The organism is Aeromonas sp. 2HA2 (assembly GCF_029237345.1).
Classification (GTDB): domain Bacteria; phylum Pseudomonadota; class Gammaproteobacteria; order Enterobacterales; family Aeromonadaceae; genus Aeromonas; species Aeromonas salmonicida.
In genome coordinates this window covers 125,307-151,181 of the sequence record NZ_JAACGB010000004.1, presented here as the reverse complement: position 1 = coordinate 151,181, position 25,875 = coordinate 125,307, and the positions used below count along the sequence as shown (strand labels likewise).

Annotated in this window: 22 protein-coding genes and 1 tRNA gene; 14 read left to right on the top strand and 9 right to left on the bottom strand. The window is 60.8% G+C overall.

The annotated features are described in order from the left end of the window. Window positions 1-43: 43 nt before the first annotated feature. Window positions 44-1,381, bottom strand: a complete 1,338-nt coding sequence (locus tag GWQ29_RS08155; RefSeq protein WP_275919190.1) for a flavohemoglobin expression-modulating QEGLA motif protein — start codon at window positions 1,379-1,381, stop codon at window positions 44-46. Between the two features lie 158 nt (window positions 1,382-1,539). Here GWQ29_RS08155 and GWQ29_RS08150 point away from each other — a divergent pair, with 158 nt between their 5' ends. Together GWQ29_RS08150 and GWQ29_RS08145 are read left to right on the top strand one after the other, a co-directional pair. Then, on the top strand, window positions 1,540-1,995 hold the full coding sequence (locus GWQ29_RS08150) for a YbjN domain-containing protein (protein WP_080561576.1): 456 nt from the start codon (window positions 1,540-1,542) through the stop codon (window positions 1,993-1,995). Window positions 1,996-2,323: 328 nt separating this feature from the next. After that, window positions 2,324-2,411 (top strand) — tRNA-Ser (locus GWQ29_RS08145). Between the two features lie 432 nt (window positions 2,412-2,843). On the opposite strand, the gene alr is transcribed toward GWQ29_RS08145, so the two are convergent. Continuing rightward, window positions 2,844-3,947, bottom strand: coding sequence for an alanine racemase (gene alr, locus GWQ29_RS08140; protein WP_275919189.1), 1,104 nt, complete (start codon window positions 3,945-3,947; stop codon window positions 2,844-2,846). A gap of 1,236 nt (window positions 3,948-5,183) precedes the next feature. Between alr and hybO the strand changes: the two genes are divergently transcribed. From hybO to GWQ29_RS08080, 12 genes are all read left to right on the top strand, one after another. After that, a complete protein-coding gene (gene hybO / locus GWQ29_RS08135) occupies window positions 5,184-6,317 on the top strand; it encodes a hydrogenase 2 small subunit (protein ID WP_125608912.1) in 1,134 nt (377 codons plus the stop codon). Between the two features lie 2 nt (window positions 6,318-6,319). Continuing rightward, entirely contained in the window at window positions 6,320-7,360 is a 1,041-nt protein-coding gene (gene hybA / locus GWQ29_RS08130; protein WP_275919188.1) for a hydrogenase 2 operon protein HybA, read from the top strand. Continuing rightward, complete coding sequence (gene hybB / locus GWQ29_RS08125; protein ID WP_275919187.1) at window positions 7,353-8,540, top strand: Ni/Fe-hydrogenase cytochrome b subunit; 1,188 nt, start codon at window positions 7,353-7,355, stop codon at window positions 8,538-8,540. Before hybA ends, hybB begins: the two co-directional genes overlap by 8 nt. Beyond that, on the top strand, window positions 8,537-10,240 hold the full coding sequence (gene hybC, locus GWQ29_RS08120; protein ID WP_275919186.1) for a hydrogenase 2 large subunit: 1,704 nt from the start codon (window positions 8,537-8,539) through the stop codon (window positions 10,238-10,240). Before hybB ends, hybC begins: the two co-directional genes overlap by 4 nt. After that, window positions 10,240-10,770 (top strand): HyaD/HybD family hydrogenase maturation endopeptidase, encoded by a 531-nt coding sequence (locus GWQ29_RS08115; RefSeq protein WP_275919185.1) that lies wholly within the window; start codon window positions 10,240-10,242, stop codon window positions 10,768-10,770. Before hybC ends, GWQ29_RS08115 begins: the two co-directional genes overlap by 1 nt. After that, window positions 10,752-11,267, top strand: a complete 516-nt coding sequence (gene hybE, locus GWQ29_RS08110) for a hydrogenase-2 assembly chaperone (protein WP_275919184.1) — start codon at window positions 10,752-10,754, stop codon at window positions 11,265-11,267. Before GWQ29_RS08115 ends, hybE begins: the two co-directional genes overlap by 19 nt. A gap of 115 nt (window positions 11,268-11,382) precedes the next feature. Continuing rightward, entirely contained in the window at window positions 11,383-13,008 is a 1,626-nt protein-coding gene (locus GWQ29_RS08105) for an ABC transporter substrate-binding protein (RefSeq protein ID WP_275919183.1), read from the top strand. Continuing rightward, a complete protein-coding gene (locus tag GWQ29_RS08100; RefSeq protein ID WP_275919182.1) occupies window positions 12,993-14,003 on the top strand; it encodes an ABC transporter permease in 1,011 nt (336 codons plus the stop codon). The genes GWQ29_RS08105 and GWQ29_RS08100 overlap by 16 nt, the downstream gene beginning before the upstream one ends. Beyond that, window positions 13,993-14,808, top strand: a complete 816-nt coding sequence (locus GWQ29_RS08095; protein WP_275919181.1) for an ABC transporter permease — start codon at window positions 13,993-13,995, stop codon at window positions 14,806-14,808. The genes GWQ29_RS08100 and GWQ29_RS08095 overlap by 11 nt, the downstream gene beginning before the upstream one ends. Further along, on the top strand, window positions 14,802-15,590 hold the full coding sequence (locus GWQ29_RS08090; protein WP_275919180.1) for an ATP-binding cassette domain-containing protein: 789 nt from the start codon (window positions 14,802-14,804) through the stop codon (window positions 15,588-15,590). The genes GWQ29_RS08095 and GWQ29_RS08090 overlap by 7 nt, the downstream gene beginning before the upstream one ends. Continuing rightward, window positions 15,590-16,231, top strand: coding sequence for an ATP-binding cassette domain-containing protein (locus GWQ29_RS08085; protein WP_021140352.1), 642 nt, complete (start codon window positions 15,590-15,592; stop codon window positions 16,229-16,231). Before GWQ29_RS08090 ends, GWQ29_RS08085 begins: the two co-directional genes overlap by 1 nt. A 133-nt stretch (window positions 16,232-16,364) precedes the next feature. Continuing rightward, window positions 16,365-17,693: an IS4 family transposase gene (locus tag GWQ29_RS08080; RefSeq protein ID WP_275919179.1), complete on the top strand. Its 1,329-nt coding sequence runs from the start codon at window positions 16,365-16,367 to the stop codon at window positions 17,691-17,693. Between the two features lie 67 nt (window positions 17,694-17,760). Here GWQ29_RS08080 and hypB read toward each other — a convergent pair whose 3' ends face one another. The 7 genes from hypB to selB form a co-directional block, all read right to left on the bottom strand. After that, complete coding sequence (gene hypB, locus GWQ29_RS08075; protein ID WP_345893292.1) at window positions 17,761-18,819, bottom strand: hydrogenase nickel incorporation protein HypB; 1,059 nt, start codon at window positions 18,817-18,819, stop codon at window positions 17,761-17,763. A gap of 1 nt (window position 18,820) precedes the next feature. Continuing rightward, entirely contained in the window at window positions 18,821-19,162 is a 342-nt protein-coding gene (hypA, locus tag GWQ29_RS08065) for a hydrogenase maturation nickel metallochaperone HypA (RefSeq protein WP_021140355.1), read from the bottom strand. A 69-nt stretch (window positions 19,163-19,231) separates the two neighbouring features. Continuing rightward, the gene (gene hypE, locus GWQ29_RS08060; RefSeq protein WP_275919178.1) at window positions 19,232-20,236 is read right to left on the bottom strand and encodes a hydrogenase expression/formation protein HypE; all 1,005 of its coding nucleotides are present in this window, start codon (window positions 20,234-20,236) and stop codon (window positions 19,232-19,234) included. After that, the gene (hypD, locus tag GWQ29_RS08055; RefSeq protein WP_265453081.1) at window positions 20,233-21,345 is read right to left on the bottom strand and encodes a hydrogenase formation protein HypD; all 1,113 of its coding nucleotides are present in this window, start codon (window positions 21,343-21,345) and stop codon (window positions 20,233-20,235) included. The genes hypE and hypD overlap by 4 nt, the downstream gene beginning before the upstream one ends. Further along, a complete protein-coding gene (locus GWQ29_RS08050; RefSeq protein WP_234579454.1) occupies window positions 21,339-21,590 on the bottom strand; it encodes a HypC/HybG/HupF family hydrogenase formation chaperone in 252 nt (83 codons plus the stop codon). The genes hypD and GWQ29_RS08050 overlap by 7 nt, the downstream gene beginning before the upstream one ends. A gap of 5 nt (window positions 21,591-21,595) precedes the next feature. Continuing rightward, complete coding sequence (hypF, locus tag GWQ29_RS08045) at window positions 21,596-23,986, bottom strand: carbamoyltransferase HypF (RefSeq protein WP_275919177.1); 2,391 nt, start codon at window positions 23,984-23,986, stop codon at window positions 21,596-21,598. Beyond that, the gene (gene selB / locus GWQ29_RS08040; protein ID WP_275919176.1) at window positions 23,983-25,872 is read right to left on the bottom strand and encodes a selenocysteine-specific translation elongation factor; all 1,890 of its coding nucleotides are present in this window, start codon (window positions 25,870-25,872) and stop codon (window positions 23,983-23,985) included. The genes hypF and selB overlap by 4 nt, the downstream gene beginning before the upstream one ends. Between the last annotated feature and the right edge of the window lie 3 nt (window positions 25,873-25,875).

Below are 25,875 nucleotides of genomic sequence, written 5' to 3'. Positions count from 1 at the left end.
GCAAGGGCGCCTCTATGGCGCCTTTTTTGTTGCCGCCCGCGGCTCAGTCTATCTCTATATCCACCGGCGCTATGATGGGGTCGGCCACCGGCAGGCGGTGAAACAGTTGGCGAAAATGGTGCTGTACCCGGCCTATGTCCACCAGAGACATGCCGGAGGCGAAACCAAACCAGACATAGAGTCCGGTGAGGTCGCGAAACATGGGGGGCAGATAGCGGGGGGCATCGATCAAGCCCTCCAGATAGTGCTGATAGAGCACGGGAATGTCATCCAGCATCACCTTGCCGACGAACAGCATGGGCAGGATTTCAGGTACCCCTTCCAGCACGGCGCTGCGAATGAAGTTGACCGTTTCCACGTAGCCACGCACGTAGGAGAGATCCTTGGTAAAGCAGGCCCCCCCTTCGACCATGCCGCCGCGAAATACCCGCTGAGTGATCTTGTAGGCATCGTGCTCGCTGGTGCCTTGTTTCACAAAGTGCTGGAACACTTCGACAAAGTCGGCGCCGTGCTCCGCCATGTCGATGGCCATCACTCTGTCCGAGATGCGCTTGGCCCTATCCGGAAAGGAGCTGAAGGTGAGGGTTTCAATCAATACTGCCAGCCCCTCCTGACAAGCGGTGATCCGCGGCGAGCCGGCACTGAGCCAGGTGGCGTAGGGTTGCTGGCGGCCGTTCAAGGTCGTGCCCACGTGGACCCAGCCTTCGTGTACTTCCAGCACTTGCAGATCCAGCTCGGAGAAGCGGGCGTGGGAGCTGAGCTTGATGTAATCCCCGCCGGCGGCGGCATCTGAAACGATGCCATCGCTCAACTTGACCTGCACAGTCCCCTCGCTGAAGTAGCTCGACAGCTTGCCCTGCAGCTTGGCGACCGCCGCTTCTCCCTCGAATTCCTTGGGATAGGGGCGCACCAGATGACGGGCGCCGGGCAGGGAAAAGATATCGCACAGACGGGCACCCAGCTCCTTGAGGGTTTTGCGATCGCCGCGCAGGTGGTCGCTGGCGGAGCCATAGAGCAATTGGCTGTAGCGCAGAAAGTCAGGTTGCCCGCGCTGGCGGAGCATCTCGATCACCACCATGTACTGATCGACCGTTTCTTGCAGGATGCGGCCCAGATCGTCCTGGGGGCCCAGCTTTCTGCGGATCCTGTCCCTCAGCTCCTTGAGCTCCAGATACTTGTTGCGTGGATCGAAGCCAAGGGGGAGGGTTTCGTAGAAGTGCTGGCCGATGGCGGGCAACGCTCGTCCCCCCTTGGCCAGAAACTCGGCCTGAAGATGACGGGGCCACTTGATGGCATCCAGAATACGGATGGGCTTTTGCAGAGTCAGCAGTTCATCCGAGAGGGATTTCAGATGCAGGCGATACTTTTCTTGGATGGTCATCTGGCCTTCTGTCGAGCGAAGGGGGGGCGAGAATGGGCTGAGTATATGCATAGCGCTTGCCAAAAAGAAGCGGGGCCCCCGCTTATCCGGCCACTGCACTTTTGGTTGCCGGAAAATTGGTTTAGACTGCGCCCCTTGATCCTTATCGTGTCGTGGAAATGATGAATATCCCCAGCTCTGAAATGATAATGCGTTGGTTGCAGCAGGCTCGCATCGAGCACTATGTTTGCGACCAGTGTCATGGCATCCACATTGTCTCCCTGCAGTCTGTCGACGGCATTCAGGAGAGCCGGATCTTTGTCGAAGAGGAAGGGTTGCTGTTTTCATCCGAACTGGAAGTTCGCCCTTCGGCGCTGCTGCCGCTGATGGCCGAACTGGGTCGTCTCAACATGCAATACCCCTCGCTCAAGGTGTTCCTCGATATCATCGACGACAACCTGCCGCGCCTCATCGTCGGTCACACCGTCTTCACCAAGGCAGGCCTCTCCGTGGAGCAGTTCCTGTTGTTCGTTGAAAGTACTACGGCCGCGACCCACGAAGTGGTCTCTGAATGCGAGCGCCTCGGCTTCCTGAATCTGCCTGAAATCCAGGTCGGATCCGAATCTGTGCATTGATTTGTGCGTTAAATGTGCGAACGGTTTCTTTGGCGAAAAAAGCCGTTGACGCAGGCGGGGCTTTCCCCTAAATTACGCCCCGTTCCAGCGCAACAGTGCTGCGAACCCAGTGTTGGCTGAACACGTTAATCAACAGACCAAAATTTGGTGGGGTGTCCAAGTGGCTGCCCACCGACGAAGTCGGCAAGAAAGCGCACGTAGCGTGCTCCGAAAGCCACTTCAAAGAAGTAAAAATTTGGTGAGGTATCCGAGTGGCTGCCCACCGACGAAGTCGGCAAGAAAGCGCGCGTAGCGTGCTCCGAAAGCCACTTCAAAGAAGTAAAAATATGGTGAGGTGTCCGAGTGGCTGAAGGAGCACGCCTGGAAAGTGTGTATACGGCAACGTATCGAGGGTTCGAATCCCTCCCTCACCGCCATCTTTAAAAGAAACCGACCTGATGGTCGGTTTTTTTGTTTTCAGATGTGCCATTTTTCTGCGATATCCCCCTTGTGTGCGATGCTATTTGGTCATGTCTTTCGTACCGCTATGAATGGATAAAGCCCCATGAGATCCATGGGGCTTTTTTGTGCCTGAAGATGTACCGGCTGATGGTGTGGCAGAGGAGATATTGTCAGCCGCGATGTGGCATCTGCATGGAGGAATCGGGCAATCTGTGTATGGAAGGCATGAATACATCGAGTGTCAGGGCCAGCTGCATGCAGCGACGCATGGAATATGCAACAGGACAGCAAAAGGTGGCTGGTCATGATGCCAGCCACACGCCAGGCAAAATGATGGTGCCGGTTTTATTCACTTCAATGGTGGAGGTACGCCATTGTGCGAGTGAGAGATGACAATGCAGGCCACATCAGCTTGCTGTCGTCAACAAGCCCCGCTTGCTGGCGGGTTTGATGACGACTCTCGACGTGAGCCGGGTCAGGAGCTCATAAGGGATGGTTCCTATCTTTTCTGCCACCTGCTCCACCGGCAGGCCATCCCCCCACAGAATCACCTCATCCCCCGTCTTGTCACCGGCACCGGGCCCAAGATCGACCGTGATCATGTCCATGGACACTCGCCCCACTATGGGGACCCGCCGACCATTGATGAGCACAGGGGTTCCCTGAGGTGCCATGCGTGGATATCCATCCCCATAGCCGACCGCAACCACGCCCAGAGTGGTGTCATGATGGGCCACCCAATGGCCGCCATATCCTACCGACTCCCCTCGCTCGCATTGTCTGATGGCGATGAGCTGACTCTTGAGGGTCATGACGGGACGCAAATCATGATCGGATGCCAGCTGTCCGCCAAAGGGGGAGGCGCCATAGAGCATTATACCCGGCCTTATCCAGTCGCTGCGAGAGTCTGGCCAGGCCAGGATCCCCGCCGAGTTGGCCATGGCCCTCTCGCCCTGCATCCGTGCTGTGAGTGCATTGAACTCCTCGATCTGCTGCGGGGTGGCTTGGCTGTCCTGCTCGTCGGACTGGCTGAAATGGGTCATGAGATGAAAGGGCTGCACCACGTTCTTGCAGTTGGCCAGCCGCTCGACAAAGGCGGGAATATCCTGCGCCCTGAGCCCCAGCCGGTTCATTCCCGTATCAAGCTTGAGCCAGACGGTGATCGGTGTCGGCAGGTCGGCCTGCTCAAGCAGTGCCAGCTGATCCCAGGTATGAATGGTGGTCTGTAAGTCGTGAGCCGCCAGCAGGGGGAGTGCCTCTGCCGAGAAGAATCCACCCAACACCAGAATGGGCTTGGTGATGGCGTTTGCCCGCAGAACCAGCGCCTCTTCGATCCGCGCCACCCCATAGGCATCCGCCTGAGACAGGGTATTGGCGACTTGCAACAGACCATGTCCATATGCGTTGGCTTTGAGCACGGCGATGATCTTGCTGTGGGGAGCATGGCGCCGCACAACGGCAAAATTATGGTGCAGTGCATCCACATCGATGCTGGCAGTAACAGTATTCATGATGGGTTATTTCTTCCATGAAAATGAAGATGGATATTGCCGGCAGCACAATAAGCATGGCGTGTTTGGCAAACGTCATTCAGTCATCGCACTCCTTGTGCGATTAAAGATTTACAATGTCATTTGAATATCTAATTGGCATAGGCATTATCTTTATATTCAGCCATGTGCTGACGAGCTAATACCTATTTTACAAATAAACCCTCACTGGTATATGGATATAAAATATCGGCCAGTTTGTCTGAGCCCTCCATGGTGAACTGCTTCAATACAGGTAGCGACTTTGTAGGGGGCGTGGTCACTACACTGTTAGCACATACACCTGCTTATGTTTTAATTATGTTACCAGTCGTGCTTGTAATGGTAAATAGTGTATGATGAATAATCGTTTTTTGACAAAATCATGGCATTTTCATCTGCCAATGTTTTTTGGCTGGTGATTTCTATCGTGTTTTCTTGTCGGGGAATTATTTCTGTCTGCAGCCAGGAAACGAATTGCTCCCGGAGGATCGCAAGGGGGCATAGCGACAAGAGAAAAATCCACAGTGGTTTCCCCCCCTCTTTTCCATTATCTCTGTATGCCTGATACGAGAAACCCTGTGTTGATGAGCGATGATATGTCGCTGGTATTTGGAACAGGGCAATATGTACATGCAGGGCCTCCGAGGCAATGATGAAGGCTCTCGTATGAGTCATTGGTTGGCGTGCTTATGATACGCTGTCGTCATTGGAGGGCGTGCACAGCAACTGGACGACCATTTTGAGGTTCTTCGTGTCAGCTTCTCATGTCTGTTGATTAAATATCTGGCCATGTGATAGCGCGTCTTATTGGTACCTCCGTTCGCTTCAGTAATATTTCATTTACATTAAACAAAGGTGTATTTGGTAGCGGTGTTTATTTTCACCGGGATTACTCAGAGTCAGTAACACCTGCATGGGATAATTTGTGTGATCAGGTATCCGCTCTGAATATTTAGCATCGAGAATTAACGTGTAATTTTAATGTTGTTAATTCAATTTCAGCATTAATTACCCCCTTGTGGGTATTTGTGTAAGCCGATACTGGAAGAGTTAAGGGTTTGCTACATATGGTTTTTTTGATTAATGGTGATGGGTTTTATATTTTGGTAATGCCCTGTGGCTTGATAAAGATCAACACGTGAGGAGAGGGGAGTCCTTAGCATTTCCGTCATTAAGCATTTATCAAACAAGTGCTCACTAACGGGAATAAGAAGAATGGTCGAGGATAATTTTTTATCGGCTCATGGAATTAATCGCCGTGACTTTATGAAATTGTGCGCCGGGATGGCCGCAACCCTGGGTCTAAGCCAGAATGCCGTGGCCAAGATGGCTGCTGCGCTCACCAGCCCGGAGCGACCGCCGGTGATCTGGATTGGCGCGCAGGAGTGCACAGGTTGCACCGAGTCGCTGTTGCGCGCCACCCACCCCACCATCGAAAACCTGATCCTCAACACCATTTCGCTGGAGTATCACGAGGTGCTCTCGGCGGCCTTTGGTCATCAGGCGGAAGAGAACAAGCACAACGCCATCAAGCGTTATAAAGGCAAGTACGTGCTGGTGGTGGATGGCTCCATTCCGCTCAAAGATGGCGGCGTCTACTGCATGGTGGCCGGTGAGCCCATCGTCGACCATATTCGACGCGCCGCGGCGGATGCTGCCGCCGTCATCGCCATCGGCTCCTGCTCTGCCTGGGGTGGCGTGCCTGCCAGCGGTGGCAACCCGACCGGTGCCGTCAGCCTCGAAGAGGCCCTCGGCAATATCGGCACCCCCATCATCAATATTCCCGGCTGCCCGCCCAACCCCCACAACTTCCTCACCACGGTCGCCTACTACATCACCTACGGCAAGCTGCCAGCGCTGGATAGCAAGAAGCGCCCGCTGTTTGCCTATGAGCGCCTTATCCATGAGAACTGCGAGCGTCGTCCGCACTTCGATGCAGGGCGTTTTGCCAAGGAGTTTGGTGACGAGGGCCACCGTCAGGGCTGGTGCCTCTACCATCTGGGCTGCAAGGGACCAGAGACCTACGGCAACTGCTCGACCCTGGAGTTCTGCGATGTGGGCGGCGGCATCTGGCCGGTCGGCATCGGCCACCCCTGTTATGGCTGCAACGAGCAGGGGGTGGGTTTCAGCAAGGGGATCTTCCAGCTGGCCAAGGTCGAGAACCCGACCCCGCGTGTGGATAAACCCGATGTGAAGATCCAGGAGGGGGGCTATACCTCGCCCACAGCCACGGGTCTCATCGGGGGGGCCCTCGGGGTGCTGGTGGGGGTGAGTCTGATGACGGTGCGTGAACTAGGTCGCCAGCAGAAGCGCCACGAAGCCGGGCAGCACCCATCACGGGAGGAGTGACCGTGAACAGACGCAATTTTCTCAAATTTGCCTCTGCCAGTGCACTGGCGGCAGGGGCAAGCGTGCCTGGCACTGCGCTGGCGGCGGCCAAGAACAAGCCGCCCATTCCCGGGTCGCTCGGCATGCTCTATGACTCCACCCTCTGCGTCGGCTGTCAGGCCTGCGTGGCGGAGTGCCAGCGTTTGAATGGCAACCCGTCCAATCCGGAGGGAGCACAGACCTGGTCCACCAACGACAAGCTGACGCCCTACACCAACAACATCATTCAGGTGTGGAAGAGCGGCACGGGTGAGCATAAGGATAAACTGGTGGATGGCTATGCCTACATCAAGAAGCAATGCATGCACTGCGTCGATCCCAACTGCGTCTCGGTCTGTCCGGTGCAGGCTCTTACAAAAGATCCCAAGACCGGCATAGTCCACTACGACCCGAGCGTCTGTACCGGTTGCCGCTATTGCATGGTGGGCTGCCCATTCGATGTGCCCAAATATGATTACGACAACCCGCTGGGGGCCATCCACAAGTGCGAGTTGTGCAACCAGAAAGGGCTTGAGCGGATCGATCAGGGCAAGCCGCCCGGCTGTGTCGAGGTGTGCCCGACCGGCGCCGTGATTTTTGGTACCCGCGAGGATCTGATGGCCGAGGCCAAGCGCCGCCTGCTGGCGAGCCCGGGTAGCGAATACGCCTATCCGCGCCAGACCCTTACCGCCAATGACCCTTATCTGCATGAGGTGCCGAGCTACCAGCCTTACGTCTATGGCGAGAAGGAGGGGGGCGGTACCCAGGTGCTGGTGCTGGCCGGGGTGCCCTACACCAAGCTCGACATGCCCGACCTGCCGGAGCTCTCCTCCGGTGCTCGCTCCGAGCATATCCAGCACACCCTCTACAAGGGGATGGTGCTGCCCATGGTGGTGCTGACCGGGCTCTCGGTGCTCATTCGTCGCAACAGCAAGCAGAACGGCCACGATCACCATCAAGGCGATGGCCATGATCAGGGCTCGGGCAAGCAGGGCAATGAAAAGGGAGGCAAGGAGCATGAGTAATCACAAGGCGTATCCGCTCGGCGGCAAGCTGGTCAGCTGGCCCGTACTGGTGTTGGCCCCCTTTGCCGTGCTGTGTGGCATGCTGATCCTCAAACGCCTCTTCTTCGGGCTGGGCTCGGTTACCGATCTCAACGGAGGTTATCCCTGGGGGCTGTGGATCTCCTTTGACCTGCTGATCGGGACCGGTTTCGCCTGTGGCGGCTGGGCGCTGGCCTGGGCGGTCTATGTGTTCAACCGGGGCGAGTATCACCCCCTGGTGCGCCCGGCGCTCTTGGCCAGTCTGTTCGGCTATTCGCTGGGGGGCCTCTCCATCACCATAGACGTGGGGCGTTACTGGAACCTGCCGTACTTCTACCTGCCCGGCCACTTCAACACCTCCTCTGTGCTGTTCGAGACGGCGGTCTGCATGACCATCTATATCGGGGTGATGGCGCTGGAGTTCGCGCCCGTGCTGCTGGAAAAGTTTGGCTGGAAGGCCTCACTCATTCGCCTCAACAAGATCATGTTCTTCGTGCTGGCGCTGGGGGCCCTGCTGCCCACCATGCACCAGTCCTCCATGGGCTCCCTGATGATAGTGGCGGGGGAGAAGATACATCCGCTCTGGCAAAGCTACGAGCTGCTGCCGGTCTTCTCCTTGCTGACCGCCTTCATCATGGGCTTCTCCATCGTGGTGTTTGAGGGCTCTTTGGTGCAGGCGGGGCTGGCGGGGCGGGGTCCCAACGAGAAGTCGCTCTTCTACAAGCTGACCCAGGTGATCGACATCTTCCTGATCCTGTTTGTGGCGCTGCGTTTTGCCGAGATTGTCATCAACGACAAGTCGGCCTATCTCTCCGAGTTCAATCGCTACGCCATCATGTTCTGGAGCGAGATTGCGCTGATGATCTTCCCGCTGCTGGTGTTCCACTGGGACAAGAGCCGCCGGGATTCGCGCATGTTGTTCCTGGGGGCCCTCAGCATGCTGCTGGGCGCGGCCCTCTGGCGACTGGATTACTCCCTGCTCGCCTTCAACCCCGGCAATGGCTACCACTATTTCCCCTCCGCGGAGGAGGTGCTGATCTCCTTGGGCTTCGTCGCCATCGAGGTGTGTGCCTATTTGCTGTTGATCCGGCTCTTGCCGGTACTGCCATCACTTGAACGTGTTCACCAAGATTATCAGGCCCGAGGGAAAGCCAACGTATGAGCCAACGTATCACCATAGACCCCATCACCCGTATTGAGGGGCACCTGCGTATCGACTGCGAGATCGAAGGCGGCATAGTCACCAAGGCCTGGTCGTCCGGCACCATGTGGCGCGGAATGGAGGAGATCGTCAAGGGCAACGACCCGCGCGATGCCTGGATGATAGTGCAGCGCATCTGCGGGGTATGTACCTCCATTCACGCCATCGCCTCGGTGCGGGCGGTGGAGAACGCCATCGGTGCCCAGGTGCCGGTCAACGCCCAGTACATCCGCAATCTCATCATCGCGGCCCACAACATCCACGATCACATAGTCCACTTCTACCAGCTCTCGGCGCTGGACTGGGTGGACATCACGGCGGCCCTTGAGGCCAACCCGCAAAAGGCGGCGGACATCCTCAAAGGGGTGTCGACCTGGTCCCTCAACAGCGCCGAAGAGCTGACCAAGGTGCAGGACAAGATCCGCGCCCTGGTGGCGAGCGGCCAGCTTGGCATCTTTGCCAACGGTTACTGGGGTCACAAGGAGATGAAGCTGAGCCCGGAGGTGAACCTCATCGCAGTGGCCCACTACCTGCAGGCGCTGGAGTGCCAGCGCGATACCAACCGCATCGTCGCCATTCTGGGGGGCAAGACCCCGCACATTCAAAACCTGGCGGTGGGCGGGGTGGCCAACCCCATCAACCTGGATGCGCCGAGCGTGCTCAACCTGGAACGGCTGCTCTATGTGAAGAGCTTCATCGACCGGCTCGGCGAGTTCATCGAGCAGGTCTACAAGGTGGATGCCGCCATCATAGCCGCGCACTATCCCGAGTGGCTGGCGCTGGGGCAGGGGGCCAGGCACTACCTGAGCGTGCCCGAACTCCCCACCGACGCCGACGGTGGCAGCTTCCTGATGCCGGGCGGCTATATCGAGAATGGCAATCTTGCGGGTTATCGCCCCATCGAGAGCCATCAGGATGCCTGGCTGATGGACGGCATTGCCGAGAGCAACAAGCACGCCTGGTACAAGGATGATGAGCCTCTCAAGCCGTGGGAGGGCAAAACCGAACCCAGCTACACCGGCTGGCAGGATGATGGCAAATACTCCTGGGTCAAATCCCCTACCTTCTACGGCAAGGTGGTGGAGGTGGGGCCGCTCGCAGACCTCTTGGTGAAACTGGCTGCCAAGCACCCGGAGACGATGGCTCACTTCGATCAGCTGAACGGCATCTACAAGGCACTCACCGGCTCTGCCATCAAGACCGAACAGCTGCACTCCACCATGGGCCGCATTATCGGCCGGGCGGTGCGCTGCTGCGTGCTGAAAGACACCCTGGCGCACCAGTGGAAGGCGCTCATCGACAACATCGGCAAGGGGGATTTTACCGCCTACATCAAGGCCGAGATCCCGGCGGACAAGGAGTTTCGCGGGGTGGGTTTTGAAGAGGCGCCGCGCGGCATGCTCTCCCACTGGATCGTCATCAAGGAGGGCAAGATTGCCAACTATCAGGCGGTGGTGCCGTCGACCTGGAACTCGGGTCCGCGCAACTTCAATGACGAGCCCGGCCCTTACGAGCAGGCACTGGTGGGCACGCGAGTGGCGGATCCCGCCAAACCGCTGGAAGTGGTGCGCACCATCCACTCGTTCGACCCCTGCATGTCCTGCGCGGTGCACGTGGTGGATACCCAGAATGGCGAAGTGACTCAGGTGAAGGTGCTGTGATGAACACCCTGATCCTGGGAGTGGGCAACCTGCTGTTGAGTGACGAGGCGGTGGGAGTGCGCCTCGTCGAGGCGCTGGGGCGCGAATACCGTTTCGCCCCCGGCATCGAGCTGCTGGACGGCGGCACCGCCGGTATGGAGCTGCTGGAAGCCATGGCCAGTCGCGACCACATCATTTTGGCGGATGCGGTGCGCAGCGGTAACCCGCCGGGCACAGTAGTGACCCTGCAGGGCGAGGAGATCCCGACCCTGTTTGGCCGCAAGATCTCCCCCCACCAGCTGGGGCTGGCGGACGTGCTCTCGGCGCTGCACATGACGGGGGAGTCGCCCAAGCGACTCACCCTGATTGGCATTGAGCCTGAATCACTCGAACCGCGCATCGGCCTCACCCCGCTAGTGGCGGCCGCGATGGGGGAGGCGAAGGATCGGATTTTGACCCTGCTGGCCGCCGTTGGCGCCCCCGCCATTGCGCTTTCCGATGCCGAGCGGGCAAAGCAAGAGCAGGAGGGCCTATGGCGCAGTCCCATTTAAGCGAGGTTGAAGCCGTGCAGGAGTTCATCGGTTTTGCCAGCAATCCCGCGCCTTTGCTGGTGGCCCAGTACGAGCGGATCGCCCGCGAAGAGATGCAAGGGCTGCCCTTCTATCACGCCACCATGCCCATAGTGGCCGAGTGCGTGTTGTTTGAAGAGCAGTGGCTCGGCTGCGTGCTCACCCCCTGGATGCTGAGCCTGGTGGTGCTGCCGGGGCCGGATCACCTATGGCCGGTGCGCAGCAGCAGCGATCGGCTCGCCCTGCAGCTCCCCTGCGGCAACATGACCTTTATGGTGGGTGAATTGCCCGAGACGGGGCAGCTGCTGGCCTGCTCCCTGATGTCGCCGCTCGATCCCCATCTCGGGGCCGAGGAGGGGCGCTCGCTGGTGAGCAGCACCCTCAAGATGCTGCACTCCTTGCCGCTGCAGCAAGGCGCTGCTGGCGTGGATCTGGGGCGCAGACGGCTGTTTGGTGCTCGTCGTGGCCAACTGGCATAGCCGCTAGGTTTCACGCGAAATCAAGTTTAGAATAGGGGCCCGTTTTGGCCCCTCACTCGCTTCTTCGTTTGACGTTTTTCTTCGAGGTGAGTGGTACAAACGAACAAGGAATCTTATGACCATTCAATGCCATGGCTGCCGCAAGGGTGTGCCTGTCGTCGCGGCCACTTTGCTGGCCCTGTTCTCAAGCGGACTCTCTCATTCCGTACTGGCCGCCCAACCTGTGCCTGCCGAACTCAAGCTCGCCATCGGCGCCGAACCCACCGAAGGGTTTGACCCCTTGCTTGGCTGGAGTCACGGCAGCTACCTGCTGCTGCACAGCCCGCTGCTCAAGCAAAACGCGGACCTCAGCTGGCAGGATCTGCTCACCAAATCGGTGACCCCGAACAAGGATGGCAAGGGGTGGCTTATCACCCTCAAGCCCGGCCTGAAATTCTCCAACGGCGCACCGCTCACCGCCGAAGATGTCGCCTTTACCTACAACAGCGCGGCCGAGGGCGGCGGCAAGATCGACATGGGTAACTTTGTCTCGGCCAGGGTGGTCTCGTCCACTGAGGTCGCCATCGTCTTGAGCGCCCCCCAGAGCACCTTCGTCAATGTGTTGGGATCCCTCGGCATAGTGTCGAAGAAGGATTACGATCCCAAGGCATACGCTCAAAAGCCTGTCGGTGCCGGCCCTTACCGGTTGGTGAGCTTCCTGCCCGGTCAGCAACTGGTGGTGGAGGCGAATCCCTATTACGCCGGCGGCATCAATGATTTCAAACGGCTGGTGTTTGTCTTTATCGATGAAGAGAGCGCCTATGCCGCCGCCCAGAGCAGCCAGCTCGATCTGGTGCGCATACCCCCGTCGCTGGCGCCTACCGTACCTGCCTCGCTCAAGCTGTGGGTACGGCCAAGCGTGGAGAACCGTGGCATCGTCTTCCCCATTCCTGCAGCGAGCAAGCGTAGCGAAGAGGCTAAAAAAGATGCCAAGGGTTATCCCATCGGCAACGACGTGACCGCCGATGTGGCGGTGCGCCGCGCCATCAACTATGCCATCGACCGCAAGCTGCTGGCCGACCAGCTGCTGGAAGGGCACGCCATCCCCGCTTACAGCGCGGTGGAAGGCTTGCCCTGGCTGAACAAAGCCACCGCCTTCAAGGACGGCGATGTCGCCCATGCCAACGCCCTGCTCGACGAGGCTGGCTGGAAGATGGGCAGCGATGGCATTCGCCACAAGGGTGACCAGCGCGCCGCCTTTATCCTCTGGTACACCAGTGGCGACAGTACCCGCCGGGATCTGGCGGAAGCGGTGCGCGCCATGCTCAAACCCATAGGTCTTGATGTCAGCCTCAAATCTGGCAGCTGGGAGCAGGTGGAGCGGGAGATGCACGCCAATCCGGTGCTGATGGGGTGGGGGAGTCTGGATCCCATGGAGCTTTATCACCACTACCAGAGCGGCTCCGGCGGCGTTGAGTTCTACAACCCAGGCTACTACAGCAACCCCGTGGTGGATGGCCACCTCAAGCAGGCGCTCGATGCCCCGAACTGGCAGGCGGCCGTGCCGTTCTGGCAGCAGGTGGAGTGGGATGGCAAGACAGGCGCCGGGGTGCAGGGGGATGCCGCCTGGGCCTGGCTGCTCAATGTGCAGCACACGTATCTGGCCAACCGCTGCATCGACCTTGGCAAGGGGGCGCCGGAAATCCACGGCAGCTGGTCCCTGCTCAACAACCTCTCTGACTGGCGGTGGACGTGCCGTTAAGTTCGCCCTTGAGTCATTCCGGTTATCTGTTGCTAAAAGCCCTGCTGCGTCTGGCAGGGCTGCTCTGTCTGGTCTCGGTCGCCACCTTTGTGCTGCTGAGTTACTCCCCCATTGATCCCATCAAGGCCTATATCGGCAATGATCTGCTCCATGTGCCGCCGGAGCAGTACGCCCGCATCGCCGCCCGCTGGGGGCTGGATCAGCCGCTGTGGCTGCGCTACTGGCACTGGTTTACCCAGGTGCTGCAGGGGGATTTCGGCTATTCCATGCTCTACAACGCGCCTGTGGCTCAGGTGATAGGCCAGCGCTTTGCTGCCTCCTTCCTGCTGCTGGCGGGGGCCTGGCTGCTCTCCGGCTTTTTCGGCATCCTGCTGGGCCTCTGCGCCGGTCGCTATCTCAACCGCTGGCCCGATCGCCTGATTTGCCGTTTTGCCTACCTGCTTGCCTCCCTGCCCACCTTCTGGGTCGGCCTCTTGCTGCTCGCCCTGTTTGCGGTGCACTGGCCGCTGCTGCCAGTCTGCTGCGCCTGGACGCCGGGCCTCTCAGCCGATGAGGCGGATTGGGCTATGCGGGCGCGCCATCTGCTGTTGCCGGTGACCGCGCTCGCCCTGCTCGGGCTGGGCAATATTGCCCTGCATACCCGGGGGCGGGTGGCCGAGGTGCTGGCGAGCGACTTTATCCGCTACGCCCGCGCTCAGGGGGATGGCGGCTGGCCCATGCTGCGTTTTCATGTGCTGCGCCACGCCCTGACCCCGGCGCTCTGCCTGCAGTTTGCCTCCCTCGGTGAGCTGATTGGCGGGTCGCTGTTGGCGGAGAAAGTGTTCTCTTATCCGGGGCTCGGGCAAGCGACCGTGGATGCGGGGCTGCGGGGGGATATCCCCTTGCTGATGGGCATAGTGCTCTTTTGCACCCTGCTGGTCTTTATTGGCAACACTGTGGCCAGCCTGCTGCTGGCCCACATCAACCGGGGTTGGGAGGGCGAGCATGCTGTTTAATCCGCTTCCCTCCATAGTGCGCCTCGGCGTGGCGCTGACAGGATTGGCGCTGCTGGCCGCCTACGGCTGGAGCTTGTCGGCTCAGGATGTGCCGATGGATCTGCTGGCGCGCCAGCAGCCCCCCTCGCTGGCCCACTGGTTCGGCACCGATCAGATGGGGCGGGATCTCTGGTTGCGGGCCTTTCAGGGTACCCTCACCAGTCTGGAGCTGGGGATCAGCACGGCGCTCTGCAGTGGCTTGCTGGCCATGGTGGCGGCAAGCGTGTCGCTCATTCATCCCAGATGCGATGTGGCGGTGCGCCTCGTGATCGATGCCATGCTGGCGCTGCCCCATATGCTGCTGCTGATCCTGATCTGCTTTACCGTGGGGGGCGACATGCGCGGAGTGATCCTGGCGGTGGCGCTGACCCACTGGCCCAAGCTGGCGCTCATTCTCTGCGCAGAAGCGCGGCGGATCGCCTGCAGCGATTACGTGGTGCTGGCCCGCTGTCAGGGGATGGGGGCGCTGCGTCGCTGGCGCATCCACCTGCTGCCGGGGTTGTTGCCCCAGTGGTTTATCGGCACCTTGCTGATGTTTCCCCATGCGGTGCTGCACAGCGCAGCCTTGAGCTTTCTCGGCTTTGGGCTGGCGGCCCACGAGGCCTCCCTGGGTCTGCTGCTGGCCGATGCCCTGCGTTATCTGGCCGGTGGTGGCTGGTGGCTGGCGCTCTTCCCGGGGCTGATGTTGCTGCTGCTGGTACTGCTGTTTGATCAGGCTACTCGCGCCCTGCAGCAGCTGCTGTGGCACAGGAGTGAACCATGTTGAGTTTTGACCATGTGACCATAGAGGCGGCCCACTACTCCTGGTTGGGGCGGCGCAGCTGGCAGCCATTGCTGACCGATATCAGCTTGCAACTGGCGCCGGGGGAAATCGTGGCGCTGGTGGGGGGGAGTGGCGAGGGCAAGAGCCTGCTGCTGCAAAGCGCACTGACCTTGCTGCCGGACAACCTGCGGATGCGCGGCACCCTCTCCCTCGATGGCACTCCCCTGTGCGACGCCAGCCGGGCCCGTCTGCGTGGCCACACCCTCTGCTATGTGCCGCAGGGGGTGAGCGCCCTCAATCCGCTGCTGACGGTGGAGCGCCAGCTGGGCCGCGCGGCTCGTCTCTGCGGTCAGAACGGTTCTCGCGAGCGGCTCGGCGAGCAACTGCAGCGCTACCAGCTGCCTGCTGCCACCCTGGACCGCTATCCACGCCAGCTCTCCGGCGGCATGGCCAAGCGCATTCTGGCCTGCACCGCGGCGCTCGGCGGCGCCCGCTACATTCTGGCGGACGAGATCACCGCTTGGCTCGACGAAGGGCTGGCCTGTCTGCTGCTCAGCCAATTGCGCGAACTGGCCAATCAGGGCAGCGGCATCCTCTGGGTCACTCACGATCTGGCGCTAGCGGCCCGTTTTGCCGATCGCATCGTGGCGCTGCATCAGGGGCAGGTGAGCGATACCCTGAGTAGCCACCACCTGCAACAGGGGCAGGGGAGCGAGATGCTCCGTGCCCACTGGCAGGCGCTGCCGGAGTTCAACGCACTCTTCTCTGTGCCGGAGGTTTCCTGATGTTTGAAGTACGGGATCTCACCATTGCCCAGGGGGAACGCCCCCTCTGGCAGGGGTTGTCGCTGACGGTGAAAGCGGGCGAACGGCTCGGTATCTCTGCCCCCAGCGGTTATGGCAAAACCACGCTGGGGCGGGTATTGGCCGGTTGGCAACCGGTTCGGGCAGGCGGGCAGATCCTGCTGGATGGGCAGCCGGTACCTGAACAGGTAAAAGGCTATAACCCCATCCAGCTGGTGCCCCAGCACCCGGAACTCACCTTCAATCCCTATCGCACCACAGGGCAGGCGCTATGGGATGTATGGCGCCCCGATGAGGCCATGCTGGCCCGCTTTATGGTCAAGCCCGAGTGGCTTGGTCGCAAGCCGGGTCAGCTATCTGGCGGCGAGCTGGCACGCATCGCGCTGCTGCGTGCCCTCGATCCCCGCACTCGTCTGCTGATTGCAGATGAGGTGACCGCCCAGCTGGATCCGCAAATTCAGCGCCAGCTCTGGCAGGAGCTGATGCGCGAGTGCGAGCAGCGCGGGCTAGGCATCCTGATTTTTAGCCACCAGCAGGCGCTGCTGCGCCAGATCTGCCATCGGGTGCTGCGCTTTGGTGAGGCACCTGCTGAGCAGGAGCCGATGGTTTGCAATGTGGCCTGAGGGCTGGGGGGAGCAGTCAGCACAATAAAAAAGAGGGAGGCATCAGCCTTAATGCCGATCAGTTAAGGATCCATTGACCGATCCTGCTGATGTGTAAAAATCCGAAACCTGTTGATTTGGTTTCGGATTTTTTATGCGTATCGCTCACGCTCTCGACTTCCTCCACGCTAGCAAGGCTGCTCAGTTTGAGTCACTTTCTGACCTCATTCCGCCCGAGCTCATCACGACGCTGCTCGCCGAAGAGGATGTCGTGACCCTACGTCGCCGCCGTATGCCCATGGAGCGCCTGGTCTGGGCCATCATCGGCATGGCTATCTTCCGCCACGTCCCCATGACCCAGCTGGTCAATCAGCTTGATATCCTGTTGCCCGGCGACCGTCCCTTTGTTGCCCCCAGCGCCTTCCTGCAAGCTCGCCAAAAGCTTGGCCACAAGAGCATTGAGCGGCTGTTTCACGAAACCGCCACAGGCTGGCACCAGCAGGCCAATCACCCCGGCTGGGCCGGGCTGCAACTGCTCGCCGTCGATGGCGTGATGTGGCGCACGCCTGATACCCCGGACAATGCCGCCGCCTTTGCCAAGCCCGGTACCCAGCATGGGGAGACCGCTTATCCGCAGGTGCGCATGCTCTGCCAGATGGAGCTGACCAGTCATCTGCTTGTTCAGGCTGTCATGGAGAGCTGCGCCGTCAACGAGATGGCGCTGGCCGAACAGCTCATTGCACGCACACCGGACCACTCGCTCACCCTGTTCGACAAGGGGTTTTACTCCCTCGGTCTGCTACACGCCTGGCAAACTGCTGGCAGCGAGCGTCACTGGCTGCTGCCGCTCAAAAAGGGCACGCAATACGAGGTGGTACGCAAGCTGGGGCGCCAGGATGCATTGGTGCAGCTCAAGACCAGTCCACAGGCACGCAAGAAGTGGCCGCAACTGCCGGACACAGTGGAAGCCCGCTTGCTGACCCGCACTATCAACGGCAAGGAGCGGCAGGTACTGACCTCAATGGTCGACCCGATGCGCTTTCCGGGTGCCGAGATTGTCGAGCTCTACAGCCATCGCTGGGAAATCGAGTTGGGCTATCGGGAGATGAAGCACAGCCTGCAACAACACCGACTGACCCTGCGTAGCAAGAAGGCAATGGGGATACGGCAAGAGCTGTGGGGCGTGTTGTTGGCGTACAACCTGCTGCGCAGCCAGATGGTGAAGATGGCGGCGAGTCTAAAGGGATACACAGCAAGCCAGCTGAGCTTTCACATGGCATCGGTGTACCTCATCCATGAACTGAGTTGCATGCCGTACATGTCGCCGGGGACTATCCCGAAGCGGGTGGCGGAGCTGGAGCAGCAGGCGGGGCAGTTTGTGCTGCCGGCACGAAGGGAACGAAGTTACCCCCGCTGCGTGAAGCCAAGGCCACAGAAATACAGTGTCAAACAAGCCAATAAAAACAATGCCAGTCAGGCTTAACTGACTGGCATTAAGGCATCAGCCTCCCTCTTTTGTTACCCACAGTTATCAGCGTTTTTTAACCGGTTCAGGCCGTTGCCAGCCAGTTGAGCCAGGCATCCATCCCTTCACCCGTGGTGGCGCTGACCTGGATCACCTGAATATAGGGGTTGACCCGTTTGGCGTTCTCGATGCAGCGGGCCACGTCAAAGCTGACGTAGGGCAGCAGGTCGATCTTGTTGATCACCATCAGCTGGGCGGCGGCAAACATGTCCGGGTATTTGAGGGGCTTCTCCTCCCCCTCGGTAACGGAGAGGATAGCCACCTTGTACTTCTCGCCGAGATCGAAGCTGGCGGGGCAGACCAGATTGCCCACGTTTTCGATAAAGAGGATGCCCCCTTCATTGGCGGGCAGCTGGTGGCAGGCGTCGTGGACCATTTTGGCATCCAGATGGCAGCCCTTGCCGGTGTTGATCTGCACGGCAGGGACGCCGGTGGCACGAATACGGTCCGCATCGGTGCTGGTCTGCTGATCCCCTTCGATCACAGCGCAGGGGCGCTTGTCAGCCAGCTGGCGCAGGGTTTCGCACAGCAAGGTGGTTTTGCCTGAACCCGGGCTCGACACCAGGTTAAGCACCAGCTGGGCCGCTTCGTCGAAGTGTTCGCGGTTGTGGGCGGCCAGGGCGTTGTTCTTGGCCAGCACATCCATCTCGATGGCGATCAGCTGGCGTTGTCCCATGCCGGGAACCGACAGTCCCGCTTCCCCTTTGCCGTAGTGCAGATCACCCTGCTGATGGTCATGGTCATGCGGATGAGCGTGGGAATGCTCGTGGTCATGATCATGATGATGGTCGTGGGGGTGATCATGGTGGTGCTCGTGCGGGTGATCATGACCCTCTGCACCTGCGGGGGTCCGTACGCCGTGGTAGTGGTGATGGACATCTCCCTGATGGTGATAGTGGTGGTGAATAATCAGGGTGCGCGGTGCGCTCTGCTCATGGGAATGTTGGTGATGAGCCTCATGAGCATGATGATGGCCGTGCTCATGGTCATGTTCATGGTGCTCATGATCGTGGGGGTGGGCATGGTCGTGTTCATCTTCATGGCCGGCGATCCGCGCCTGGCCGCATCCGCATACGCTACACATATCAACTTACCTCGATGTCGGTGATGCGCAGGCTATCGCCCTGCGCGACGCGTAATTTGTATCCGCCACACTCGGGACAGGCCTGCCCGCGCTCGGTGAGGGTGACCGTCTTGTTGCAGTCGTAACACCAGGCCTCTGCCGCCTGGTGCTGAAAGTGGAGCTGGGCCCCTTCGACGGCAGTGCCCTTGGCGGCAGCCTCGAAACAGAAGGCAATGGTGTCCGGGTCAACGCAGGAGAAGCTGCCGACCTCGAGCCAGAGAGCGGTCACTTTGTTAAAGCCCCGCTGGGTGGCCTGTTCGGCCGCCAGATCGATGGCGGCCATGGCCAGAGACATTTCGTGCATGGTGGCTCCTTAACCGATATGGGAAGGAGCAGTGACTCCTCCCGGTAATTGGGTGAACGGCATGGCCGATCAACAGATCCGCGGGAGGAGCTCCCCCTGCGGCAGCTCCAGATAACGGCGACTGCCCCAGGGGTTATTGAGGATCACCTTGTGGCGATCACTTGCCTGCACCACGCCGATCTGGCTGGCGGCGGGGTTGAATTGCCGCAAGATGCCCAGCGCGTCCTGCGCCTGTTCGGCAGGCAGGGCCAGTACCATGGTCCCCTCGTTGGCGAGATCATGGGGCTCGAAGCCGTAGAGTTCGCACAGGCCACGCACCGGATCGCACACCGGAATGGCGGACTCCTCCAGCTCGATGGCCACTTGGGAGGCGGTGCTCCATTCATTCAGCACGGCGGCGAGGCCACCGCGGGTGGCATCGCGCAGGGCGTGAGGGGTGATCCCCGCTTGCAGCAGCGCTTCTACCTGCGGCCAGAGGGTGGTGCAGTCGCTTTTCAGATCCGAGCCCAGCTGCAGGGCGTCACGGGCCATCAGGATGCAGGCGCCGTGGCTGCCGATATCCCGCGACACCAGAATGGCGTCACCGGCCTTGAGGTTGCGCACCGAGATGCCCCGGCTCTGCTCAGGCAGCGGGAAGGTGCCGACCCCGCTGGTGTTGATAAAGATCTTGTCGGCCGCCCCCTTGGGCACCACCTTGGTGTCACCGCAGACGATGCGGGCGCCGCTTTTGGCCAGCTCTGCGGCCATCGACTCGACGATGCGGGCGAGATCGGCGTAGGGGAAGCCCTCCTCAATGATAAAGCTGGCGCTCAGATACTCGGGCTTGGCCCCCATCATGGCCAGATCGTTGACCGTACCGGCGATGGCCAACTTGCCGATATCGCCCCCCTCGAAGAAGAGCGGCGAGACGGTAAAGCTGTCGGTGGTGAAGGCGACGGGCCCGCTTACCGGCAGCAGGGCGGCATCTTCACCGCGCAGCAGGATCTCGTTGCCAAAGTGGTGAAAGAAGAGCTGGTTGATCAGCTGGTTCATCTCGACACCACCACCACCGTGGCTTAACTGAATTTCTCTCATTGGATCCCCATATATCGGTAGTAGGCATTGCAGGCCCCCTCGGAGCTGACCATGCAGCTGCCCATGGGCTGGGTCGGGGTGCAGCCCCGGCCAAAGACTTTGCACTGATTGGGCTTGGCCAGCCCGCGCAGAATATCGGCGCACTGGCACGCCTTGTGGTCATCGATGGGGGTCTGATCAAGTTGGAAGTGACGCTCCACATCGCGCTTGGCGAAGGCATCGCGCAGGCGCAGGGCGGAGGCATTGATATCCCCCAGACCTCGCCAGCGAAAATGCTCGCGGGTCTCGAAAAAGCGCTCGACCAGCCGCTGGGCGGCTTTATTGCCACTGGCAGTGACGGCGCGGGTGTACTGCACCTCCAGGGCGTAGCGGCCTTCCACCTTCTGGCGCACCATCATCAGCAGTGCCTCCATCACATCCACCGGCTCGAAGCCGCTCACCACCACAGGCACCTGATAGCGTTGGACTATGGGCAGGTAGATATCGGCGCCTGTGATGACGCTGACGTGAGAGGGGCCGATAAAGGCGTTCACCTTGGCCACTCCGTCGGCCATCACAGCGTGAATGGCGGGGGGCACCAGCACATGGTTGATATGAAACAAGAGGTTATCGACCCCTTGCTCTTCAGCTGCTGCCAAGAGCGCGGCCGTCATCGGGGTGGAGGTTTCGAAACCGATGGCGAAGAAGACCACGGTTTTCTCCGGGTTCTCTTTGGCGATGCGCAGGGCGTCGAGGGGGTCATAGACGGGGCGGATATCGCTCCCCTTGGCCCGCTGCTGGGCCAGCGTGCCTTTGGAGCCCGGCACCCGGATCATGTCCCCCAGGGTCACCAGAATGACGTTGGGCTCTCTAGCCAGTTCGATGGCCTGATCGATGCGCTCTTTGGGCATGATGCAGACCGGGCAGCCGGGGCCGTGGACGAACTCTATGCTGGCCGGCAGCAACTGGGGCAGGCCGTATTTCATGATGGTGTGGGTATGGCCGCCGCACACCTCCATCACCCGCAGCGGTTCGGGGAGTAATTTGGCCAGTTCGGTGATCTGGGCGGCGAGGGCGCGGATGACGTCGGGCTGACGAAAGCCCTGAAACAAGTCATTCAAGGTCAGCATGGCAAGATATCCTGATCGGGCATCAGGGCCACCATCTGGCGGAAGCTCTCCAGGCTGGCCTGCGCCTCCTCTTCGTCAATCCTGCTCATCACAAAGCCGATATGGAGCAGCACATAGTCGCCAAGGTTGAGGGGCTCTTCGAGCAGCATGCAGCTGACGCGCCGCTGCACCCCCAGTGTATCGACGGTGACGCAGTTATCTTCGGGGTGCAGCTGCACTACCTGAGAGGGGATGGATAGACACATGGATTTCAGGACTCCGACAAGGTGGCACAACCGGTTGTGACAGGCTGGTGCGTGGCAATATGGTGGATGGCAAACCAGAGCTGACCGGCGGCGATGCCACCGTCATTGAGCGGTAGGGTTTCAGAGGTTAATACCTGGCGGCCGGCTGCTTCGAGACCGGGAATAAGCGTGTCCATCAGCACCCGGTTTTGAAACACGCCGCCCCCAAGCGCCACCGGATAGCCGGGGAAACGCTCGGCCAGGGTGATGACCAGAGCGCTGACAGCGCGGATAAAACCGGCAGCCAGGCTGGCGGTTGAGGTGCCTTTGCTTTGCTCGCTGATAAGCAGATTGAGCAGCTCTGCCCACTCGATATGCAGCGGCCCCTCTGCGCTCTGGTGCAGGCCAAAGGCGAGGGGGAAGGGCAACTCATTCGGTGCTAGCTGCAAGGCGGCTGCCTCCAGCAAGAGTCCCGCCTCTCCCTCGTAGTCGGGGGCATCGATCAGCCCCAGCAGCGCCGCGACGGCATCGAACAGCCGACCGATGGAGCTGGTGTAAGGGGCGTTGCGACCCAAGCGCCAGAGCTGATGCAGGTTGCAGATCCGCTCAGGTGGCAGCTTGTTGATCAAAGGAATGTCGAGGGCGCGGATCTGCTCCACGCCATACGTCTCGAACAGCAGCCCCAGCAGCTGGCGTACCGGCTCACGGATGGCCGCCTCGCCGCCAATAAGCTTAAAGGGGGTGAGGTGGGCAGCTCGTGAAAAACCCTTCACTTCGGCCAGCAGCAGCTCGCCGCCCCAGAGGGTGCCGTCATCCCCAAGGCCGGTGCCGTCAAAGGCAAAACCCAGAACAGGGCCAGTGATGTCATGCTCGGCCATCACTGCCAACAGGTGGGCGTGATGGTGCTGCACCTCGAGATGGGTTGCCCCGTGATTGTGGCAATAGCCCTTGGCCCACTGGTGGCTGAGGTAGCCAGGGTGGCAGTCCGATACCAGCAGTTCGGGCTTGAGATCGTAGAGTTCGCGAAAGGTAGCCAGGGTCTGCTCGAAGTGGCCCTGCATCGGCAGGCTGTGCAGATCACCGATATAGGGGCTGTAGATGCGCTGGCGGCCGAAGGCGAGTGCCAGCTGGTTCTTCTGCTGCGCCCCGACCGCCAGCAGCGGCACATTGACCGCCTGTTTCAGGCTGGGAGTGCAGGGGGCATAGCCCCGGGCGAGGCGCAACGTCTGGTGCCGCCCGCCCGCCCACTGCACCAGACTGTCGTCGCAGGGGTGCAGTATGGGGCGGTTGTGATCCAGGATGCCGTCAATCTCGCTGCCGAGCTCCCTGACCACAGCATCGCACTCAACAAGGATCGGGCTGCCGCGACCATTGGCGCTGGTGGCCACCAGCGGCATGGCGCAGGCGTCCAGCAGCAGCTGGTGGAGCGGGGTGTAGGGGAGCATGACCCCAAGGTAGGGGATGCCGGGGGCGATCCCCTCGGCCAGCGGCGCGGCTGACTGTCGGGATTCTGAGAGCCGATCATCGTTAGTGCGCTTGCGCAGCAGGGTGATGGGTCTGGCCTGAGAGGAGAGCAGGCTCCACTCAGCCTCGCAGCCGGTGACATGCAGTTTGGCCTCGGCAAGGGAGCCCATCATCACCGCCAGCGGCTTGCGTTCGCGCCGCTTGAGCGTTCGCAATCTGGCCACACTCTGTTCATTGCGGGCATCACACATCAGGTGATACCCCCCCATCCCCTTGACCGCAATCAGCGCCCCGGTTTGCAGGGCGCGGGCTGCCATTTGCAGGGCCTCCTCGCGCTCGGCCAGGGCATCGCCACGGCCGCTGCGCCAGCTGAGGTGGGGCCCGCACTCGGGGCAGCTCACCGGCTGGGCGTGGTAGCGTCTGTCCAGCGGGTTTTCATACGCCGCAGCGCAGCGCGGGCACATGGCAAAGTCGGCCATGGCGGTGTGGGGCCGATCGTAGGGGAGGCGGCGGATGATGGTGTAGCGCGGGCCGCAGTGGGTGCAGTTGGTAAAGGGGTAGTGGTGGTGGCGATCAACGGGGTTGGCCACATCCGTGGCGCACGCCTCGCACATCCCCTGATCCGGCGAGATGGCGACAGTGGCGGCGCTCTGCTGCTGACTCGCCTTTATATGGAATTGACCGTCATAATCGGGGTCATCGTTTTGGGGCAGCTCCCGCTCGCTGAAATGATCGATACGGCTAAGCGGTGGCGCCAGTTCGCGCAGTTCGCGGGCAAAGGCGGCCAGCTGCTTGGGGGATCCCTCGGCGCCTATGGTGACGCCGTTGGCATCGTTCAGCACATAGCCGGTAAGACCGTGGCGCAGCGCCAACCCATAGACGAAGGGGCGAAAGCCGACCCCCTGCACGATACCGTCGATATGAAATTCTCGGCGCAGTTGGGTGGCCGTCATGCCGGCTCCTGCTGCAAGGCATCTTGAGTGGCTGGCAAACGCAGCACCCGACGCTCGTTCTCCTCGCGCCGCACCCAGCCATCCATCTCCATGCGCAGGCAAAACGGAATGGCGTATTTACGCGACAAACCGGTGATCTCCTTTAAGGATGCCATGTCGATCAGATCTCCCACCTGCTGGCCCGCCAGCACGGCGGCGACCATCTGGTTGTAAAGCGCGGTGTCGTAGTAGATGGGGCCATCGAGCTGCACCAGATACTTGAGTCGCGCCAGATTGCGCAGCTGCTTTTGCAGGGCGCCTTTTTGTTGCAAGCCCTGCTGCAGGGCGGCGGGCAGCTTGCGGGTGATAAAGGGATCCAGCTCCACGCCGCCGGGGCCCAGTTTACCGGGCTCGTAACCCTCCTTGCCTTGATCTCGCACCACTTTGAGCACCAGCTGCGCCTCTTCCCCCAAATCATCTTCCGACTCGCCGCTACCCAGCTGCCACTTGTCATGGTGCAGACGGATCTGCTGCTCGCTTTTGAGCTGCTGGAGCAGGGCCTGAGTGAGCGGCAGGGCGATACCAAAGCGGGTCGCCAGTTCCGCTGCACTGAGCGGTTCGCTGGCCAGCGTAGCGAGCAGTTGATCGCGGCTCTGGGACAGCCAGTGGTTATCCAGCAGCCACTCACCGAGAGGGGTAACGTGTTCGGGCCGCTGGTCAAAGCGGTTGGCCAGTACATAGCCATTGAGCCCTAGCTGCAGGGTGGCAGGGTTGTAGCGCTCCAGCTCATCAGGCAGATCGCCCAGCAGGGCATGTAGTGCCTTGCGTCTGGCGGGGTGGATGTCGCCGCACCAGACGATGCGGGCGCCGTGCAGCAGTTCGCTGCTGCCGTGGCGAATGATGGCGAGCGGCTGGCCGAAGAAGCAGGGGATGGGGCTGGTAAAGATCAGCCGTGCCAGCCGGGTGTCTTTTATTGGTACAAAGCGCGCCCGGCCGTGCCAGCTGCCGAGGGCCACTTCCACTTCCTGTGTGCGTAGCACCTTGGCGTTCAGGATCTCGGTGTTGAGTCGCACGATAAGGTGCGTTGCCGCCTCGCACTGGCCCGCAGCGCTGGTGAGGCAGTGGCCGCGGGCCACCTCCTTGTGAGGCACTTTTTTAAGGCCCACCGCCACCCGGCAGACGGCGCCAGTCTCGTCGGCGCTCTGGTGATAGGCCTGCAGGGAGCGCACCAGCACTTCCCGATCGGCGGGGTAGAGGCGCAGCTTGTCTCCCACCTTGAGGCTGCCCTGCTGCAGGGTGCCGGTGAGCACTGTGCCGGTGCCGTTGGCGGTAAAGACCCTGTCTACATACAGTCGCGGGGCGGCCTGTTCGCGGGTAGCGTGCGATGCTGGTAGATCGGCAAGCTGGCGCACGATGGCGGCGTGCAGGGCCGCCATATTGGCGCCGGTTTTGGCGCTGACGCTAACGAGATCAGGCACCATGCCGCTCTCGTCCATCACCCGCTCCAGCAGGCTCTCTTCGAGGAGTGCCAGCTCGTCGGGGGAGACCAGATCGCACTTGTTGATGCAGACCAGCAGGCGCGGCACCCCCATCGCCTTGAGCAGGCGCAGGTGATCGCCGGTCATCGGCATCCACCCCTCATCGGCGGCGATCACCAGCAGCACCAGATCCAGACTCCAGAGCCCCGCCACCATGTTGCGGATATAGCGCTCGTGGCCGGGCACATCGATGACGCCTATGGTGTTGCCCTGACCGTCGTCGAAGTGGGCAAAGCCGAGATCCTGAGTCATGCCGATGGCCTGCTCGTGGGCACGGGCGGTGGTGATGCCGGTGAGGGCCTTGATCAGCAGGGTCTTGCCGTGATCCACGTGGCCGGCGAGACCGATAACGGCGCGATAGGGGGTCATGGG